Origin of the sequence: Streptomyces sp. VRA16 Mangrove soil (assembly GCF_017377775.1) — a bacterium.
Lineage (GTDB): Bacteria > Actinomycetota > Actinomycetes > Streptomycetales > Streptomycetaceae > Streptomyces.
On the sequence record NZ_JAFVLN010000005.1, the window covers coordinates 284011 to 300179 of the forward strand.

Annotated in this window: 17 protein-coding genes; 8 read left to right on the forward strand and 9 right to left on the reverse strand. The window is 71.4% G+C overall.

All coding sequences use genetic code 11. The features are described 5' to 3' along the window. The first annotated feature begins 33 nt into the window (after positions 1-33). Positions 34-1257 carry a saccharopine dehydrogenase family protein gene (locus J3486_RS16315; RefSeq protein WP_207821028.1) on the forward strand — a complete coding sequence of 408 codons (1224 nt, stop codon included), beginning with the start codon at positions 34-36 and terminating at the stop codon, positions 1255-1257. A 12-nt stretch (positions 1258-1269) separates the two neighbouring features. On the opposite strand, the gene J3486_RS16320 is transcribed toward J3486_RS16315, so the two are convergent. Both J3486_RS16320 and J3486_RS16325 read right to left on the reverse strand, forming a co-directional pair. Further along, complete coding sequence (locus J3486_RS16320) at positions 1270-2043, reverse strand: 3-hydroxybutyrate dehydrogenase (RefSeq protein WP_207821029.1); 774 nt, start codon at positions 2041-2043, stop codon at positions 1270-1272. Between the two features lie 79 nt (positions 2044-2122). Further along, positions 2123-2857, reverse strand: a complete 735-nt coding sequence (locus J3486_RS16325; RefSeq protein ID WP_207821030.1) for an acetoacetate decarboxylase — start codon at positions 2855-2857, stop codon at positions 2123-2125. 141 nt (positions 2858-2998) lie between these two features. Here J3486_RS16325 and J3486_RS16330 point away from each other — a divergent pair, with 141 nt between their 5' ends. Both J3486_RS16330 and J3486_RS16335 read left to right on the forward strand, forming a co-directional pair. After that, positions 2999-3871, forward strand: a complete 873-nt coding sequence (locus tag J3486_RS16330; protein ID WP_207821031.1) for a LysR family transcriptional regulator — start codon at positions 2999-3001, stop codon at positions 3869-3871. 61 nt (positions 3872-3932) lie between these two features. Then, positions 3933-4364, forward strand: a complete 432-nt coding sequence (locus tag J3486_RS16335) for a hypothetical protein (protein WP_207821032.1) — start codon at positions 3933-3935, stop codon at positions 4362-4364. Positions 4365-4377: 13 nt separating this feature from the next. Here the strand turns inward: J3486_RS16335 and J3486_RS16340 are convergent, their stop codons facing one another. The 4 genes from J3486_RS16340 to J3486_RS16355 form a co-directional block, all read right to left on the reverse strand. Continuing rightward, entirely contained in the window at positions 4378-5046 is a 669-nt protein-coding gene (locus J3486_RS16340; RefSeq protein ID WP_207821033.1) for a hypothetical protein, read from the reverse strand. A gap of 195 nt (positions 5047-5241) precedes the next feature. Next, entirely contained in the window at positions 5242-6189 is a 948-nt protein-coding gene (locus tag J3486_RS16345; RefSeq protein WP_229378097.1) for an MASE1 domain-containing protein, read from the reverse strand. Positions 6190-6276: 87 nt separating this feature from the next. Beyond that, on the reverse strand, positions 6277-7101 hold the full coding sequence (locus J3486_RS16350) for a PP2C family protein-serine/threonine phosphatase (RefSeq protein ID WP_207821035.1): 825 nt from the start codon (positions 7099-7101) through the stop codon (positions 6277-6279). 190 nt (positions 7102-7291) lie between these two features. After that, on the reverse strand, positions 7292-8812 hold the full coding sequence (locus tag J3486_RS16355) for an MFS transporter (RefSeq protein WP_374194727.1): 1521 nt from the start codon (positions 8810-8812) through the stop codon (positions 7292-7294). 119 nt (positions 8813-8931) lie between these two features. Here J3486_RS16355 and J3486_RS16360 point away from each other — a divergent pair, with 119 nt between their 5' ends. Both J3486_RS16360 and J3486_RS16365 read left to right on the forward strand, forming a co-directional pair. Continuing rightward, positions 8932-9384 (forward strand): MarR family winged helix-turn-helix transcriptional regulator, encoded by a 453-nt coding sequence (locus J3486_RS16360; RefSeq protein ID WP_207821037.1) that lies wholly within the window; start codon positions 8932-8934, stop codon positions 9382-9384. A gap of 88 nt (positions 9385-9472) precedes the next feature. Continuing rightward, positions 9473-10255 carry an SDR family NAD(P)-dependent oxidoreductase gene (locus tag J3486_RS16365; protein ID WP_207821038.1) on the forward strand — a complete coding sequence of 261 codons (783 nt, stop codon included), beginning with the start codon at positions 9473-9475 and terminating at the stop codon, positions 10253-10255. Between the two features lie 47 nt (positions 10256-10302). Here J3486_RS16365 and J3486_RS16370 read toward each other — a convergent pair whose 3' ends face one another. Beyond that, a complete protein-coding gene (locus tag J3486_RS16370; protein WP_207821039.1) occupies positions 10303-10755 on the reverse strand; it encodes an OsmC family protein in 453 nt (150 codons plus the stop codon). A gap of 243 nt (positions 10756-10998) precedes the next feature. Between J3486_RS16370 and J3486_RS16375 the strand changes: the two genes are divergently transcribed. Both J3486_RS16375 and J3486_RS16380 read left to right on the forward strand, forming a co-directional pair. Beyond that, complete coding sequence (locus J3486_RS16375) at positions 10999-11439, forward strand: Lrp/AsnC family transcriptional regulator (protein WP_207821040.1); 441 nt, start codon at positions 10999-11001, stop codon at positions 11437-11439. Between the two features lie 62 nt (positions 11440-11501). Beyond that, entirely contained in the window at positions 11502-14456 is a 2955-nt protein-coding gene (locus J3486_RS16380; RefSeq protein ID WP_207821041.1) for an aminotransferase, read from the forward strand. 150 nt (positions 14457-14606) lie between these two features. Here the strand turns inward: J3486_RS16380 and J3486_RS16385 are convergent, their stop codons facing one another. Further along, positions 14607-14876 (reverse strand): hypothetical protein, encoded by a 270-nt coding sequence (locus J3486_RS16385; RefSeq protein WP_207821042.1) that lies wholly within the window; start codon positions 14874-14876, stop codon positions 14607-14609. Positions 14877-14915: 39 nt separating this feature from the next. Between J3486_RS16385 and J3486_RS16390 the strand changes: the two genes are divergently transcribed. After that, on the forward strand, positions 14916-15422 hold the full coding sequence (locus J3486_RS16390) for a cupin domain-containing protein (RefSeq protein WP_207821043.1): 507 nt from the start codon (positions 14916-14918) through the stop codon (positions 15420-15422). A 96-nt stretch (positions 15423-15518) separates the two neighbouring features. On the opposite strand, the gene J3486_RS44970 is transcribed toward J3486_RS16390, so the two are convergent. Beyond that, on the reverse strand, positions 15519-15959 hold the full coding sequence (locus tag J3486_RS44970; protein WP_307804831.1) for an ABC transporter permease subunit: 441 nt from the start codon (positions 15957-15959) through the stop codon (positions 15519-15521). Positions 15960-16169 lie beyond the last annotated feature (210 nt).

Below are 16169 nucleotides of genomic sequence, written 5' to 3' on the forward strand. Positions count from 1 at the left end.
CGTCGGGGCCCTGGTGATCGAAAGGTGTGTGGCATGCGCGTACTTCTCGTGGGTGCGGGCGGCGTGGGAACCGCCGTGACCCGGATCGCGGCCCGCCGCGACTTCCTGACCCACATGATCGTGGCCGACTACGACGTGGCGCGCGCCGAGGCCGCCGTCGCCGCGCTCAAGGAGCACGAGGGCCGATTCAGCGCCCTGCGCCTGGACGCGTCCGACGAGGACGCGGTGCGCCGCGTCCTCGTCGAGGAACACTGCGACGTCCTGCTGAACGCGACGGATCCCCGCTTCGTGATGCCGCTGTTCGACGCCGCGCTCGCGGCGGGCACCCACTATCTCGACATGGCGATGTCACTGTCCGCCCCGCACGCCACGGCCCCGTACGAGCAGTGCGGCGTCAAGCTCGGCGACGCCCAGTTCGAGCGGACCGCGGCGTGGGAGAGGGCGGGGCGTCTGGCGCTCGTCGGCATGGGCGTGGAACCGGGACTCTCGGACGTGTTCGCCCGGTACGCGGCCGACGAGCTCTTCGACCGGATCGAGGAGATCGGCGTGCGCGACGGCGCGAACCTCACCGTCGCCGGCTACGACTTCGCGCCGTCCTTCAGCATCTGGACCACCATCGAGGAGTGCCTCAACCCGCCGGTGGTCTACGAGAAGGACCGCGGCTGGTTCACCACCGCCCCGTTCAGCGAGCCGGAGGTCTTCGACTTCCCCGCGGGCATCGGCCCGGTGGAGTGCGTGAACGTGGAGCACGAGGAGGTGCTGCTGATCCCCCGCTGGGTCGACGCCCGGCGCGTCACCTTCAAGTACGGCCTGGGCGACGACTTCATCGGCAAGCTGAAGACCCTGCACGAGCTGGGTCTCGACGCGACGGCGAAGGTGACGGTGCCGGGCCCGGACGGCCCGGTGCAGGTGTCCCCGCGCGACGTGGTCGCCGCCTGCCTCCCCGACCCGGCCGGCCTCGGCGACCGGATGACGGGCAAGACCTGCGCGGGCACCTGGGTCAAGGGCACCAAGGACGGGGCGCCGCGCGAGGTGTACCTCTACCACGTCGTCGACAACGCGTGGTCGATGCGCGAGTACGGCTCCCAGGCCGTGGTCTGGCAGACCGCCCTCAACCCGGTCGTCGCCCTCGAACTCCTCGCCAGCGGCGCCTGGTCGGGCAGCGGCGTGCTCGGTCCCGAGGCGCTGCCGCCCCGCCCGTTCCTCGCGCTGCTGGAGGAGTACGGCTCGCCGTGGGGGCTGCGCGAGGAGCGCTGAGGCGGCCGGCCGTCAGCGGGCCGACCAGCCGCCGTCGATGACGAGGTCGGTGCCGGTCATCGCGGCCGCCTGCGGGCCGCACAGGAAGGCCACCGCCTCGGCGACCTCGTCGGGTTCCACCAGGCGCTTGAGCGCGGCGGACTCCAGCAGCACCGAGTCGACGACCTCGGCCTCGCTGATGCCGTGGGCGCGCGCCTGGTCGGCGATCTGGCGGTCGACCAGCGGGGTGCGTACGTAGCCGGGGTTGACGCAGTTCGAGGTGACGCCGTGCGGGCCGCCCTCCAGGGCCACGACCTTCGACAGTCCTTCGAGGCCGTGCTTGGCGGCCACGTACGCGCCCTTGAACCGGGAGGCGCGCAGCCCGTGGACGGACGAGACGTTGACGACGCGGCCCCACCGCTGCGCGTACATGTGCGGCAGCGACGTACGGATGATGCGGAACGGGGCCTCCAGCATGATGCGCAGCATCAGGGAGAAGCGTTCCGGGTCGAACTCGTGCAGCGGCGCGACCTGTTGGATGCCGGCGCAGTTCACGACGATGTCGGCCGGCGGGACGACATCGTCGAGGGCGTCGAGGTCGGACAGATCGGCGGCGATCGCCTCTCCCCCGGTCGCGTCGGCGACGGCGCGTACGGCCCGCTCGTCGCGGTCGAGCCCGATCACGTGTGCGCCGGAGCGGGCCAGCCGCAGGGCGGTGGCACGACCGATGCCGCTGCCCGCTCCGGTGACCAGCGCGCGGCGGCCGGCCAGGTCGGGGAGTACGGGCGCGGGCAGGGACGTGGACACGGGGGATGCTTCGAGGTGAGAGCTCACCTGACTGCCTTTCCAGGAGGGACGGGTCGGACGACGGGAACGGTGGGGTGCGCTACGCCAGGTAGTCGTGGACCGGTTCGGCGCGCGGCAGCGTGAGGTCGGTGAGGACGTGCGTCGCGCCGACGATCTCCAGGACCGGCAGGTCGGCCAGCGGCGCCAGCGCGTGCTCGAACAGCTGGAGGCGGGCCGGGCCCGTCCAGGCACCGCGGATCGTCAGGTCGGTGATCTGCGAGCGGACCAGTTCGCAGATGCGGGGCCTGCCGTCGTAGCCCGGGATCGTCTTGAGCATGTACGTGGGCGCGGCGATCTCGGCGCGCGCCTCCCGCTCGCCGATCGGGGTGTGCTTGAAGCCCATGGTCGCCGTCGCCACCCGCAGCGATCCGTAGTCGAGGGTGCCGACCAGGGTGTCGGAGTCGGTGTACAGGCGCGGCGCGCCCGCCTTCTTCGGGTAGGCACTCGCCTCGCGCCCCAGGGCGATCGCCGGGGCGTTGTCGAGGTACATGGAGTGGATGTAGTCGGCCGGTTCGCCCTGATGGCGCACGCGCAGCACTTGCCCGGACTCGGTGTAGTCGCCCAGGCCGCTGCTGTCCGGCATGCGGATGACCTCGAAGCGGACCAGTGGTTCGTCGACGTCGAGGGGTTCGGGGACGACCGCGCGGAAGGCGTCGGGGTCGGTGCGGTACGTGATGTTGAGGTACTCCGGGCCGACGAACCGGTACGGGCCGTGCGGGTAGGCCGGGCCGTTCACCGGGGTGGAGGAGGTGCCGAGGATGGTGCCGATGTCCATGGTTCGCCTGTTCGTGCGGCGCGCGGAGGGTGCGGCCGGGCGGTCTCGCGCCGCAGGCCGCCCGATGTGCTCGCCTTCGACGCTAGGCAGCCCGGCGTGGCGACGGAAATACGCGGCGGCCTGCTTTTATACAGTTGACGCATGAATGCGGAACTGCGGGATCTGCGCTGGTTCCTGGTGCTGGCCGAGGAGGAGCACTTCTCCCACGCGGCCGACCGCTGCCGGGTTACCCAGCCCACACTGACCCGGTCGCTGGCGCGTCTGGAGGCGGCGCTGGGGGTGCGCCTCGTGGACCGCACGACCCGCAGCGTGCGCCTGACCGAGCCCGGCCGGCGGCTCCGTTCCGAACTGGCCGTGCTGCTGCCGCGGCTGGACTCCGCGCTGCGCTCCGTCAGCGCTCACCCCAACCTGCGGCTCGGGTTCACGTGGCTGTTGCCGAGCGGGCTCGCGCGTCGGCTGATCACCGAGTTCGAGCAGGACTCCGGCGGGCGTCTGGAGCTCATCCGGCGTGACGAGCGCACGGCCGGTGTCACCACGGGGCACACGGATGCCGCCGTGATCCACGGCAGGCCGCCGGCCGAGGACGGCCTGCGGGTCGTGGAGCTGGGGGTCGAGACGCGGGTGGCCGCGGTCGGCGCCCACCATCCCCTCGCCCGCCGCCGACGGCTGCGCTGGGCCGAGCTCGCCGAGCATCCCCTCGTCGTCAACAAGCTGAGCGGCACGGTCGGCCCCTCCCTGTGGCCGTCCGGCGCGCGGCCCGAGGTGGCGGTCACCTGTCGCACGTACGACGAGTGGATCGAGATGGTGGCCGCGGACCGTGGTGTCGGCGTCCTCCCCCGGTCCGCGCGCTCCCACCCGCACCCGGGCGTCCGCTACATCTCGATCGCCGACGCGCCCACGGTCCCCCTGGTCCTCGTCACCCCGGTACGCGCGCCGCACCCGCTCACCGATCACCTCGAACGCATCGCGCTCGCGGCGGCCCGCGAGTCCGCCCTCAGCAGGTCGCACGACTGAGGTATTGAACGCGTTCAATTTTGATGTCAGGATCCCCTCTGCGTACCTGTGAGGGGGAAAGATGGAGTTCATGGACATGCGCCGGCGGCTCTCGGGCACCGGACGGCCGGCCAGGACGTTCGCGGCCGTCCTGGCGTGGGTGTGCGTGGTGGCCGTCGGCCCGTGGGTTCCGGCACGCGCGGGCGTCGCCGACCTGACGGGCGTCACCGTTCTGTTGGGCATGCTGCTGGGCGGCGCGGTTCCCTCCCTGCTCCTGGGCCTGTTTCTCGGGCGGGCCCGTGCCTGGGAGACGCTCGGGGCGTGCGTCGCCGCAGGGGTCTTCCTCTGGGCTGTCGACTTCACGGTCTTCGGTGACCCCGACGTGCACGCGGCGCCGGGAGCGGCCGTGGCTCTCACGGTGCCCCCGGCCCTGGTTCTCGTGGTCGCTCCCCTGGCGGCCGGCGCCCTCGTTTCAGGGCGGTACTGCCCTCATTCGCTTCCGTCGCGCCGCTGACCACCGCGTTCGGTCACCTGTGGGCGGTGACGGTGCCGGTGCGGGGAGCGAGGTGATAGGTCCAGCCGTGGGTGTGTGCGCTCTGGTGGGCGTTGTCCAGAGCGGCGACGCGGACGCCCTTCAGGGTGACCCACGCCTGCCACTGGGTGGGCGAGAGCCGGGTGACGTGGGCGACGGCGCCGCTGGGCAGTGGCACGCTGCGGGTGGCGCCGATGGCCTGCCGCGCGGCGGCGTGCCCCTTCTTCTCGTGGCCCTTCTTTGCGTGGCCTTGCTTTGCGTGGCCCTTCTTTGCGTGGTGCTGCATTTCGTGGTGCTTGTTCTCGTGGTGCTTGTCGGTGCCGGGCCTGGCCACGTCGGACTCGCTGTGCCAGCCGGACGCCTCGATCACGCCGACGAAACCGTTGGCCTGGTTCAGCTCATAGGTGTTGCCGTGCACGCGAGCGGAGGCGTGGGACGGGTCGAGGGCGGCGATGCGGGTCCCGTCGTGCGTGATCCAGGCCTGGTAGTGACCGTCTCCGAGACCCGTGACGTGGGCGACGCTTCCGTCGCTGAGCTGCATGTCCTGCGTACTGGACGGACCGGGGCCAGTGGCCGCGCCGGCGGAGGTGGCGAGGGCGGTGGCGGCACCGAGGCCCAGGACGGCGGAGGTGAGCGTCATACGGATACGGCGAGCGTTCGACATGTCTCTGCGACCTTCCGAAAAAGCGAAGCTGTCGAGTAATGGACACCACGAAGCTAAAGCCGCTTTCCATACGGAATACCTCTGAAAGGTAACAGCGGTACCGCATTTCCTGAGGAAGGGACTTCATTCCCGCGCATCGCTCAATGCGCCGGGACATCGGGCCGTGCCGTTGGTCCCTCGATCCCCCTGGGATGCCTAATCTCCTTGGATCGGTGGTTCCAGCGTCTTCTCCCCGGCCGCCAGGTGTTCCAGGACCTCTCCGAGTTCCTCGCAGGCCTGCTGCACCGCGCGGCGGGTGGCGCGCTGTTCCGTGACCAGGGAGGACAGCAGCAAAGCCGTCAGTGCCGCGGCTCCGTTGAACGCCTGCAGTTTGACCATGACCTCGACGTCGGTCAGGTTTCTGAATGCACCGCGCTGCATGTTCGCCGCGAAGGTGGTCAGCACGGACGCCGACAGGGCGCACAGCATGCTTCCGGCCAGCTGGAAGCGGAGTGCCGCCCAGATCAGCAGGGGGAAGACGAGGAAGAGCATGCTCGCGTCGCTGAGCACGGCCACCGGTATGAGGGCGAGCGCCGCGAGGCCCAGGCACAGGGCTTCTTTCCAGCGTCTGAACGAGAACCGGCCGGTGACGCCCAGGAAGAGGACGAGCAGCAGCGGGGTGACGAGCAGGACGCCCATGGCGTCGCCGACCCACCAGGCAAGCCACACGGACCAGAACTCACCCGTGTCGAGGTCGCCGCTCCACAGTTGCGGTGCGACACCGAGGGTGGCGCTGATCAGCATGGCGCCGAATCCGCCGATGAAGACCAGGCCGAGCCCGTCGCGCAGGCGTGAGATGTCGAGCCGGAAACCCACCCGGCGCAGCAGCAGACAGGCGCACAGCGGTGCCACGGTGCTGCCCGCGACGGTGATCAGCGCGCTGGAACCAGGAGTGGTGAGCGAGGCGATCACGAGGAGCGAGCCGAGGGCGACGCCGGGCCAGACGCCCACGCCGAACAGCAGCATCGCGGCGAGGGCGACCCCGGTCGGCGGCCACATGGGGGTGACGACCACGCCCTGGACCACCAGCTGACCCAGCAGACCGAGACGGCCGGCCACGAAGTAGCAGACGGCCACGGCCAGTGCCTTCAGGGCCACTTTCATGGGCCGCCGGAAGCGTCTCCACCGAGTAACCGACACATCAGCCATGAGACACCGGCCGCCGCTCGTCGGCCATGCGAGCGCATCCGCTCAGACGGATCCGCCGTCGTGCCCGACGACGAGGACGGCGGCATCGTCCTCGTGACCGACCAGGTCCGCCAGTTTCATCACGCCGCTCGCGAGAGTGTCGACGCCCAGGCTCGCCGCGGCGGTGATCTCGGCGAGCCGCCGCACCTGCCGCAGGCCGTCGTCGAGGCTGAGCGACGGGCCCTCGACCACGCCGTCGGTCGGCAGCACGAACACGCCGCCGACGGTCAGCCGCTGGCACGCGACGGGGTAGGTGGCGCCGTGCAGCACGCCGAGCGGGGGTCCGCCGTCCTCGTCGGCGATGCCGGAGCGGCCGTCCGCCGTGGCCCACACATGGGGAATGTGCCCGGCGCGTGCGCACTCCAGGACGCGGGTGGCCGGATCGAGCCGCAAGAACGTGCAGGTGGCGAAGAGGTCGGAGTCCAGGGAGACCAGGAGGTCGTTGGTGCGGGCCAGCAGTTCTCCCGGGTCCCCGGTGACGGAGGCCAGTGCGCGCAGGGCCACCCGCACCTGCCCCATGAACGCGGCCGCCTTGATGTTGTGTCCCTGCACGTCTCCGACGGACAGGCCGATGCGGCCGTCGGCCATGGTGAAGGCGTCGTACCAGTCACCGCCCACGTTGAGGCCGTGGTTAGCCGGCATGTAGCCCACGGCCAGCCGGACGCCGGGCGGGCGCGGCAGATCCCGGGGCAGCATGCCGCGCTGCAGCGCCACCGCCAGCTCGACGCGGGAACGCTGCGTCTCCGCGAGTTCCCGCGCTCGGGCGGTCAGCGCGCCGAGTTCGGCCAGCAGATCCTCACCGTCCTCGGGGGACGTGCTGCGAAGCATCGATCGCCCCCGTTCCACGCGGGCTCCTCCCCCTACCCTGCCCGGAGGTGGCCGCTGCCGCATCTCGTCGGCCCTCCGGCGTTCCGACAGGAGCCCGCCGAACCGGCCTCAGAACCAGCGCACTCTCTCTTCCGGTCTTCCCCGGAGCTGGTTGGCCCCCCACCGTCCGACGACGTGCGGTGCGCCGCGGTCAGGCGCGGGCCGGGGCTTCCTCGGCCGAGGCGGCGTCGGCGGTCTCGGCGTCGTCGGCCTTGCGCAGCGCCGGGATCAGTGTCGCGACCGCGGCCGAGGCCAGGGCCACGCCGCAGCCGATGACCAGGCCGGTGCGGAACCCGCCCTCGGAGGCGAAGGTGTAACCGCCCATGGAGACGGTCATCTGCGACAGGACGACACCGATGACGGCGGAGCCGATGGTGGTGCCGAGCGAGCGCATCAGCGTGTTGAAGCCGTTCGCGGCGGCCGTCTCGGCGACCGGCACCGAGCTCATGATCAGCGCGGGCATGGAACCGTACGCGAGGGCCACACCGCTGTTGATCACGATTCCGGCGATCATGATGCCCCAGGCCGTGCCCATCAGCGGGATCGCGACCGCGTAACCGGTGGCTATGACGAGCGCGCCGGAGATCAGCGCGAACTTCGGACCGCGGGCATTGATCAGCTTTCCGCCGAGCGGCGAGATCAGCATCATCATGATGCCGCCGGGCGCGATCCACAGACCGGCCGCGAGCATCGACTGACCGAGGCCGTAGCCGGTTGCCTCGGGGAACTGCAGGATCTGCGGAGCGATCAGCATGAACGCATACATGCCGACGCCGATGAGGATCGAGGAGGCGTTGGTGAACAGGACGCGCGGGCGGGCCGTGGTGCGCAGGTCGACCAGCGGGTCACGGGTGCGCAGCTCGTAGAAGCCCCAGACCGCGAGGGCCACGACGGCGACCGCGAACAGGCCGAGCGTGATGCCCGAGCCCCAGCCCCAGTCGGCGCCCTTGGAGATGGCGAGGAGCAGCGAGACGAGTCCGATGGCCAGGCCGACGGCGCCGGGGGCGTCGAAGCGCTGCCCCTTGGCGGCGGCCGGCACGTCGGGCACGATGCTGAAGATCATCACACCGATGATCAGGGCGAGCACGGCTGAGCCCCAGAACAGCACCCGCCAGTTCGCGTACTGGGCGACGGCCGCGGCGAGCGGCAGGCCGATCGCTCCGCCGATGCCCATCGAGGCGCTCACCAGGGCGATGGATCCGCTCAGCTTCTCAGTGGGCACCACGTCGCGCAGCAGGGCGATGCCCAGCGGCACCATGCCCATGCCCATGCCCTGCAGACCGCGGCCGACGATCATCGGCACGACGGACGAGGCCAGCGCGCACACCACCGAGCCGATGATCAGCGGGACGACGCAGACCAGCATCATGCGGCGCTTGCCCATCAGGTCGCCGAGGCGCCCGGAGACCGGTACGCACACACCGGCGACGAGCAGCGTGACCGTGATCACCCACGCGGCGTTCGACGACGACGTGTTCAGGATCTGCGGCAGTTCCGCGATGAGCGGGGTCACCAGCGTCTGCATGATCGCGGCGACGGTGCCGGCGAGCGCGAGGGTGGCGACGACTGCGCCCGCCCGACTGCTCGACTGGGGGGCATCCATAGCAGGACTCCTCAAGTTCTCTGTCTCTTCCATCTGTCCGGCCCGAACTTCTTTATGCATCATACACATCCAATGCATCGTGCATATTTCATGCATGAGGCACATGGTTGACGCGGATCCGGCCATGGACACGGAGCGCCGGGGCTGCAGCACCCTGCGGTACGGTCGACCTGGGAGGACGCACATTCATGGACAAGCCATCGCACCTGGTCGAGTTCGAGCACATGGTGCTCGGGCGGCATCAGTTCGGCAGCGACAAGCGCCGCCGGCAGCTCGACCGGCTCGAGCGCAGCACGTACATCATCCTGAGCCGGATCCAGGTGCAGGGCCCGATGTCGATCGGCCAGATCAGCGAGGCCTTCCAGCTCGACACCTCCACCGTCAACCGGCAGACCGCCCATGCGATGCGGGCCGGGCTCCTCGAGCGGATCGCCGACCCCGAGGGCGGGATGGCCCGTAAGTTCCGGCTGACCGAGGAGGGCGAGCGGCGCCTCGACGCGGAGCGCGCACAGCACGTCACCGAGCTCGACAGGGTCTTCGAGGACTGGTCGGCCGAGGACGTCGAGCACTTCGCGCACTACCTGCAGCGGTTCAACACGAGCATCGAGCGGCTCAGCGGACAGCCCTGGCCGCGCGACTGAGGCGGCTCGCGCGTCTTCATTTCTCCGGCGGTTGCGGCTACACACGGACCTGACCACAGGGCCGCTTCCACCAGGGAGTTGACGGTGCATGGCCGAGCACGACGCGGATTTCTCGGGACGCGAGGGGGTCGCGCTGGTTGCGGGCGGAACGGGCGGCATCGGCGCAGCGGTCGTCCGGACGCTGGCCCTGCGGGGCAGCACGGTGCTGTTCACGTACCGCTCCAACGGCGCCGGGGCGGTCGCCCTCACCGAGGAGCTGTCCGCGAGAGGGGCCGACGTGCATGGCGTACCCGCCGACCTCGCCGACGAGACACAGGCCGCGGCGGCCGTACAGGCGGCGCTCGACCGTTTCGGCGCGCTGCACACCCTCGTCCACGCGGCCGGTCCGCACGTGCCGATGGTGCATCTGAGCCGGGTGCCCCCGTCCCTGCTGCGCGAGCAGCTGCACTCCGACGCACTCGCGTTCTACCAGCTGGTGCATCCGGCGCTCGCCGCGCTGCGGGACAGCGCGGGCAGCGTGGTCGCCGTGACGACCGCCGCCACCCACCGCTATCCGGTGCGCGACGGCCTGTCGTCAGGACCCAAGGGCGCGGTGGAGGCGCTGGTGCGGGCGCTCGCCGCCGAGGAAGGTCGTTACGGGGTCCGGTTCAACTGCGTCGGGCCCGGCATGCTCACCGACGGCATCGCGGCCCGGCTCATCGCCGACGGGGATCTGGACGAGGACGCTCTCCAGGTCACCCGCCGCAACATTCCGCTGCGCCGGTTCGGCAGCGCCCAGGACATCGCCGAGGCGGTCGCGTTCCTGGCGTCGGACCGGGCCGGATTCATCACCGGACAACATGTCGCGGTCGACGGCGGCTACACCGTCTGATCCGCGCCGCCGCGTGCCTCCCACCCCAAGCCGCGCCTTCCCGGCCGTCAGGATCCGTCGGCCGCTCCCGACACGACCGTGGTCACGGGTGTCCCTGCCTCGATCGTGCGGCTGACCGTGCACAGCCGGTCGTGCGAGGTCTTCACGGCACGGGGCAGGATCGCACGGGCACGGTCGCCTGACGGACCCTCCGGGAAAGCGACGGCGAAGACGACCTCCAGGTCCGTCAGGCGGTTGCCGCTCCCGTCCTCGATCTTGTTGCCGTTCACCGTGATCGAGAAGGTCGTCGGTTCGGTGTGTCGCGTGGTGGCGACCTCGACGTCAGCGGCGGAGCAGCCGCCGATCGCGGCGAGGAGGAGCTCGACGGGGGTGAAGTCGCTGTCGCCGCCGGTGCCGAAGGTGACGGTTCCGCCGCGGGCGTTGGTGGCGGTGAACCGGCCGGCTCCGGCCCGCTCGACGGTGACGGTGCGCAGCGAGGCGTTGCTTTCGTTGTCAGTCATGACCCCGACATTAATCTCGCCGATCACGAATGCCGTGCAGGCCCCGCTCGGTCCGGAGCGACCGGACACCGGCAGTGCGCCTCACGGTGGTGACAGAAGGCGCCACGGCGTCGCGCGCTTCGTTCACGATCACCGCACGGACGCGTGATTCACGCGAGATGACACTTGATTCAATCGCCGGGAACCGGCAGTCTGCTCGCATCAGCAATCCGGATCATGGTTCCGGTCGGCGAGAGGTGCTTCATGGACGAGATCGACCGGGCCATCCTGCGGGAGCTGCAGGTGGACGGCCGGATCCCCTACGCCGATCTGGGGCCCAAGGTGGGCCTGTCGCCCTCGGCCGCACGGCTCCGGCTGCAGCGCCTGATCGACGCCAAGGCCGTACAGGTCGTGGGGGTGACCGACCCGATGACCATGGGCCGTCAGACGATGGCCCTGCTCGGTCTGCACATCGACGGTGACCCCCGCGCGGTCGCCGACGAGCTCTCGCGGCACGACGAGGTGGTGTACGCGGTCCTGACCGCCGGGACGTTCGATCTGTTCGTCGAGGTCGTCTGCGCACGGCCCCACGACCTGCTGGACTTCGTCAACGACGTCGTGCGGGAGGTCGAGGGCGTCACGTCCGTGGAGAACTTCCCCTACTTCGGGATCCACACCCACCGCTTCCTGTGGCACGTGGACTGAGCGCCCGCGCGCTCCGACCCGCTCCCGCCGCCCCGCACCGCGCACCTGCCGAGGACCCCGCCATGCCGCACACCGAGCACCGCACGATCGACTTCTTCGCCGAGGACGCCCTCCCCGCCCCGCGGACCACACCGGCCGAGGCCGCGGACATGGCCCGTCAGAGCCTCGGGATCGACGCGACCGCGCAGGCGCTGGGAAGCCAGCAGGACGCCAATTTCCTCTTGCAGGGAGAGGGCGGGGCCGCCCTGGCGGTCCTGAAGATAGCCAACCCGGCTTTCGGCCCCGTGGAGATCGAGGCGCAGGACACCGCTGCCGACCTCATCGCCGCGGCCCACCCCGGTCTGCGGGTCGCCACCGTCCTGCGCCACCCCGACGGCACGCCCCGCCGCACCATGGTGGACAGCGACGGCAAGCCCGCCGTCGCCCGGCTGCTGCGGCATCTGCCCGGCGGGGCGCTGTCCGGGCCGCGGCACCTGTCCCCCGGCACGGTGGCCGCGATGGGCACCGTCGTCGCCCAGGTCAGCACCGCCCTGCGCGACTTCCGCCACCCGGGCCTCGACCGGGTCCTCCAGTGGGACCTGCGGCACGCCGACCGGGTCGTCGCCGCGCTCGCCGGGCACGTCACGGAACCCGAACGCCGGGCCGCCGTCGAGGAGGCCACCGCCGAGGCGTGGGAGCGGGTCCAGAAGGTCGCCGCCGCGCTGCCTCGGCAGGCCGTGCACCTGGACCTCACCGACGACAATCTGATCCGGCGCCCCGACAGCCACGTGCCCGAGCCCGACGGGGTCATCGACTTCGGCGACCTCACCACGAGTTGGGCGGTGAGCGAGCTCGCCGTGTCGCTCTCCTCGATGCTCCATCACGACGGCATGGAACCGCGCCACGTGCTGCCCGCCGTCCGCGCCTTCCATGCGCTGCGACCGCTGTCCCCCGCCGAGGCCGACGCACTGTGGCCGCTGCTCGTCCTGCGCGCCGCGGGCCTCGTCGTGAGCGGACGGCAGCAGGCCGCCGTGGACGCGGACAACGTCTACGCCACGTCCGCACTCGACCGCGAGTGGCGCATCTTCGAGCAGGCCGTCCGTGTGCCGCTGCCGGTGATGACCCGGCTCGTCAGGGACGCGATCGGTCTCACCGAAGCCCCTGTCACGATCGGCGCCCCGGAACTCCCCCTCCTGCGCGACCTCCCGACCGACAGCATCGCCGTACTCGATCTGTCCACCGACTCCGACGCGATGGACGACGGGGCGTGGCTCGACGCCGATACGGAGGAGGTCCGCTCGGCGGCCGCGCTTGCGGACGGCGCGTCCGCGACCGTCACCCGGTACGGGCAGCCGCGACTGAACCTGGCGCCCGCCCTGACCGCGCGCTCGGCGGCGACGGTGCCCACCGGCATCGCCGTGCGACTCGGGGCGGCGACGGTGCTCCAGGCCCCTGCCGGGGCGGAGGTCCTCTCCGCGGGCCCCGGGCTCCTGGAGCTCACCCACGGCGGGCTCGTCCTGACCGTCTCGTTCTCCGCGGCCTCGCCCCTGGTCACCGCGGGTGCGACGGTCCGGGCGGGCGACGACCTCGTCCGCCTTCCCGCCGGCTGCCGGGTCGACGTCACGCTGCGCACCTCGGACAGCCCGGCCGTTCCCGCCCTGGTGCGTCCCGAGTACGCCGCCGGCTGGCTTCCGCTCACCGCCGATCCCGCCCCGCTGCTCGGCCTGCCCGCCACCGACCGGACGGAGCGCACCGATCTGCTGGAGCGGCGCGGCGCCGTGTTCGCGACGGTGCAGGAGCACTACTACGCCGACCCGCCCCGGATCGAGCGGGGCTGGCGCCACCACCTGCTGTCCACCGACGGCCGCGCCTACCTCGACATCGTCAACAACGTCACGCCGCTCGGCCACGCCCACCCCCGCGTCGAGCAGGCGGTCACCCGGCAGTTGAGGCGGCTGAACACCAACTCGCGGTTCCACTACGCCTCCGTGGTGGAGTTCACCGAGCGGCTCGCCGCACTGCTGCCCGACCCGCTGGACACGGTGTTCCTGGTCAACTCCGGTTCCGAGGCGGTGGATCTGGGGCTGCGCCTCGCCATCGGCACCTCGGGGCGGCCCGACGTGGTGGCCGTGCGCGAGGCGTATCACGGCTGGACCTACGCGTCGGACGCCGTCTCCACCTCGCTCCAGGACAATCCCAACGCCCTGTCCACCCGGCCGAGTTGGGTGCACACCGTGGACTCGCCGAACTCCTACCGGGGCCGGCACCGTGGCGCCGACGCGACGCGCTACGCGCCGGAGGCCGTCGCGGTGATCGACGCCATGGCCGCCGCCGGGAAGCCCGCCGGGGCGTTCATCGCCGAGACCTTCTACGGCAACGCCGGCGGGGTGGCCCTGCCCGAGGGGTATCTCGCCGAGGTGTACGCGGCGGTCCGGCGCCACGGCGGCCTGGCCGTCGCCGACGAGGTCCAGGCCGGCTACGGGCGGCTCGGGCACTGGTTCTGGGGGTTCGAGCAGCAGCGGGTGGTCCCCGACATCGTCTGCGTCGCCAAGGCCATGGGCAACGGGCATCCGCTCGGTGCCGTCATCACCTCCCGGGCGGTCGCCGACCGCTACCGCGAGCAGGGCTACTTCTTCTCGTCCACCGGAGGCAGCCCCGTCTCCAGCGTCGTCGGCCTCACCGTCCTGGACGCCCTGCGCGACGAGGACCTCCAGGGCAACGCGGTCCGGGTCGGCGGACACCTGAAGCGGCGGCTGGAGGAGCTGGCGGACCGCCACCCCGTCGTCGGTACCGTCCACGGCTCGGGCCTCTACCTCGGCCTCGAACTCGTCCGGGACCGGGCCACGTTGGAGCCCGCCACCGAGGAGACCGCCGAGCTGTGCGAGCGGATGCTCGACCTCGGAGTCGTCGTGCAGCCCACCGGCGACCACCTCAACATCCTGAAGATCAAGCCGCCGCTGTGCCTCGACACGGCCGCCGCGGACTTCTTCGCCGACACGCTCGATCTGGCGCTGACCCAGCTCGGTCACGCCGGCTGACCCGTCGATGTTCCCGGACAGCCGGCCAGCGGGCCCGCCCGTCGAGCGTCGCGCGGGGCCGCCGGAAGACGGGCTCCGAACCCCACGCCCAGGGGTACAACGGGGCCGTGTACTGGACGACTTCGAGCTCCGCAGGCTCCGGCCGGGGCGTCACGCGGCGCCCTTCGTCACGGACAGAGTTCCGTCCTCGACGGGCAGCGGTGCAGCGAGTGTCACGCCGCCGAGCACCGCCGCCATGTCGGCCTCGACGCGACACCACACCCCGGGCAGGCTCGTCGCGGCGCCGGGGTACCGCAGACCGGCCACGGATTCGCCGCACAGGGTGAGCAGTTCGCCGTCGACCGCGCGGCTGACAGCCTCTTCAATGTCGCTCCCCACATGGTTGCGGGAACATCGTCGCAGGTGAGAGGCGATGGACACCTCTTGACATCCTTTTCGGGAGCGGCCTAGCGTCCGGGCATGAGCGACTCGCTGACCACTCCTGGCGAAGGTTTCCATCCCCATCTCCACGACGCCCCGGCGGCCGCCTCCGCGCCGCTTCGTGCGCGACTGCACCACATCCGCGCCGACGCCCTCGACGGCGACACCGCGCAGTCCGGGGGCATGCGCCGCTTCGCCGCCGTGAGCGGACGCACCGTGGGCTCCGAGAAGCTGTGGATGGGTCAGACCCATGTCGCCCCGGCGACCGCGTCCTCAGATCACCACCACGGCGAGTCCGAGACCGCCATCTACGTGGTCGGCGGACACCCTGAGTTCGTCTTCATCGACGACTCCGGTGACGGCGAGGAGGAGATCCGGCTCCGTACCTCCCCCGGCGACTACATCTTCGTCCCGCCCTTCGTCCCGCACCGCGAGGAGAACCCCGATCCCGCCGAGGAGGCTGTGGTCGTCATCGCCCGCAGCACGCAGGAAGCCATCGTGGTGAACCTGCCCAAGCTGTACGCGCTCGGGGGCGAGCAGGGCTGAGGCCGCCGCACGGCGTCCGGCGGCGTGGAGACGTACCGGGCTCAGGCGCCTTCGGGCCCGTCGGGCGACGGTTCGACGAACCACCAGGCAGCCGAGTCACCGGGCCTTTCGTCGCCGGTGAAGTCGCCGTCCGAGGAGCCTCGATGGGAACGGGGCCAGGGGTCGGACGATGCGGGACGTCACTCCTTGAGCGCGGAAGGCGAAGAAGACGATCGCGACCGGAACGGTCGCCAGGAGCGCGGCGGTGAGCTTCAGCGGGTACTGGGTACCGACGCCGAGGCCGCCGGAGACGAACTGCGCGAGCCCCGTCGTCAGGGTGGCGTGGTCGGCGGACTGCGTGGTGACGACGAAGTGGGTGAACTCGTTCCAGGAGCCCTGGAAGGAGAGGATCGTCAGGGTGATCAGGGCCGGGCGTGCGATCGGGAGGACCACGGACCAGTAGGTGCGCAGGACGCCGGCGCCGTCGGCGCGGGCCGCCTCCTCGATCTCGCGCGAAGAACTGCGGACGCCGTGCAGGGACCGGCTCGCCCGCCGCACCGCACACGCTGCGTGGCGGGCGAGCACCCCACCCGGGCGACGGTGGCCCTGGCACACCACGGGCTCCGGGGCGCACCTTTCGGCACGGCCGCCGCACCCTCCAGCCACGGGCTCCCCAGCCGCGTCCCGTGAGCGGCCGTCCAACCATGGGGCGTCGGCACACTGAATATCGGGCGCGCATGGCCGCCCTACCCATGTCGGGCCCGGCAC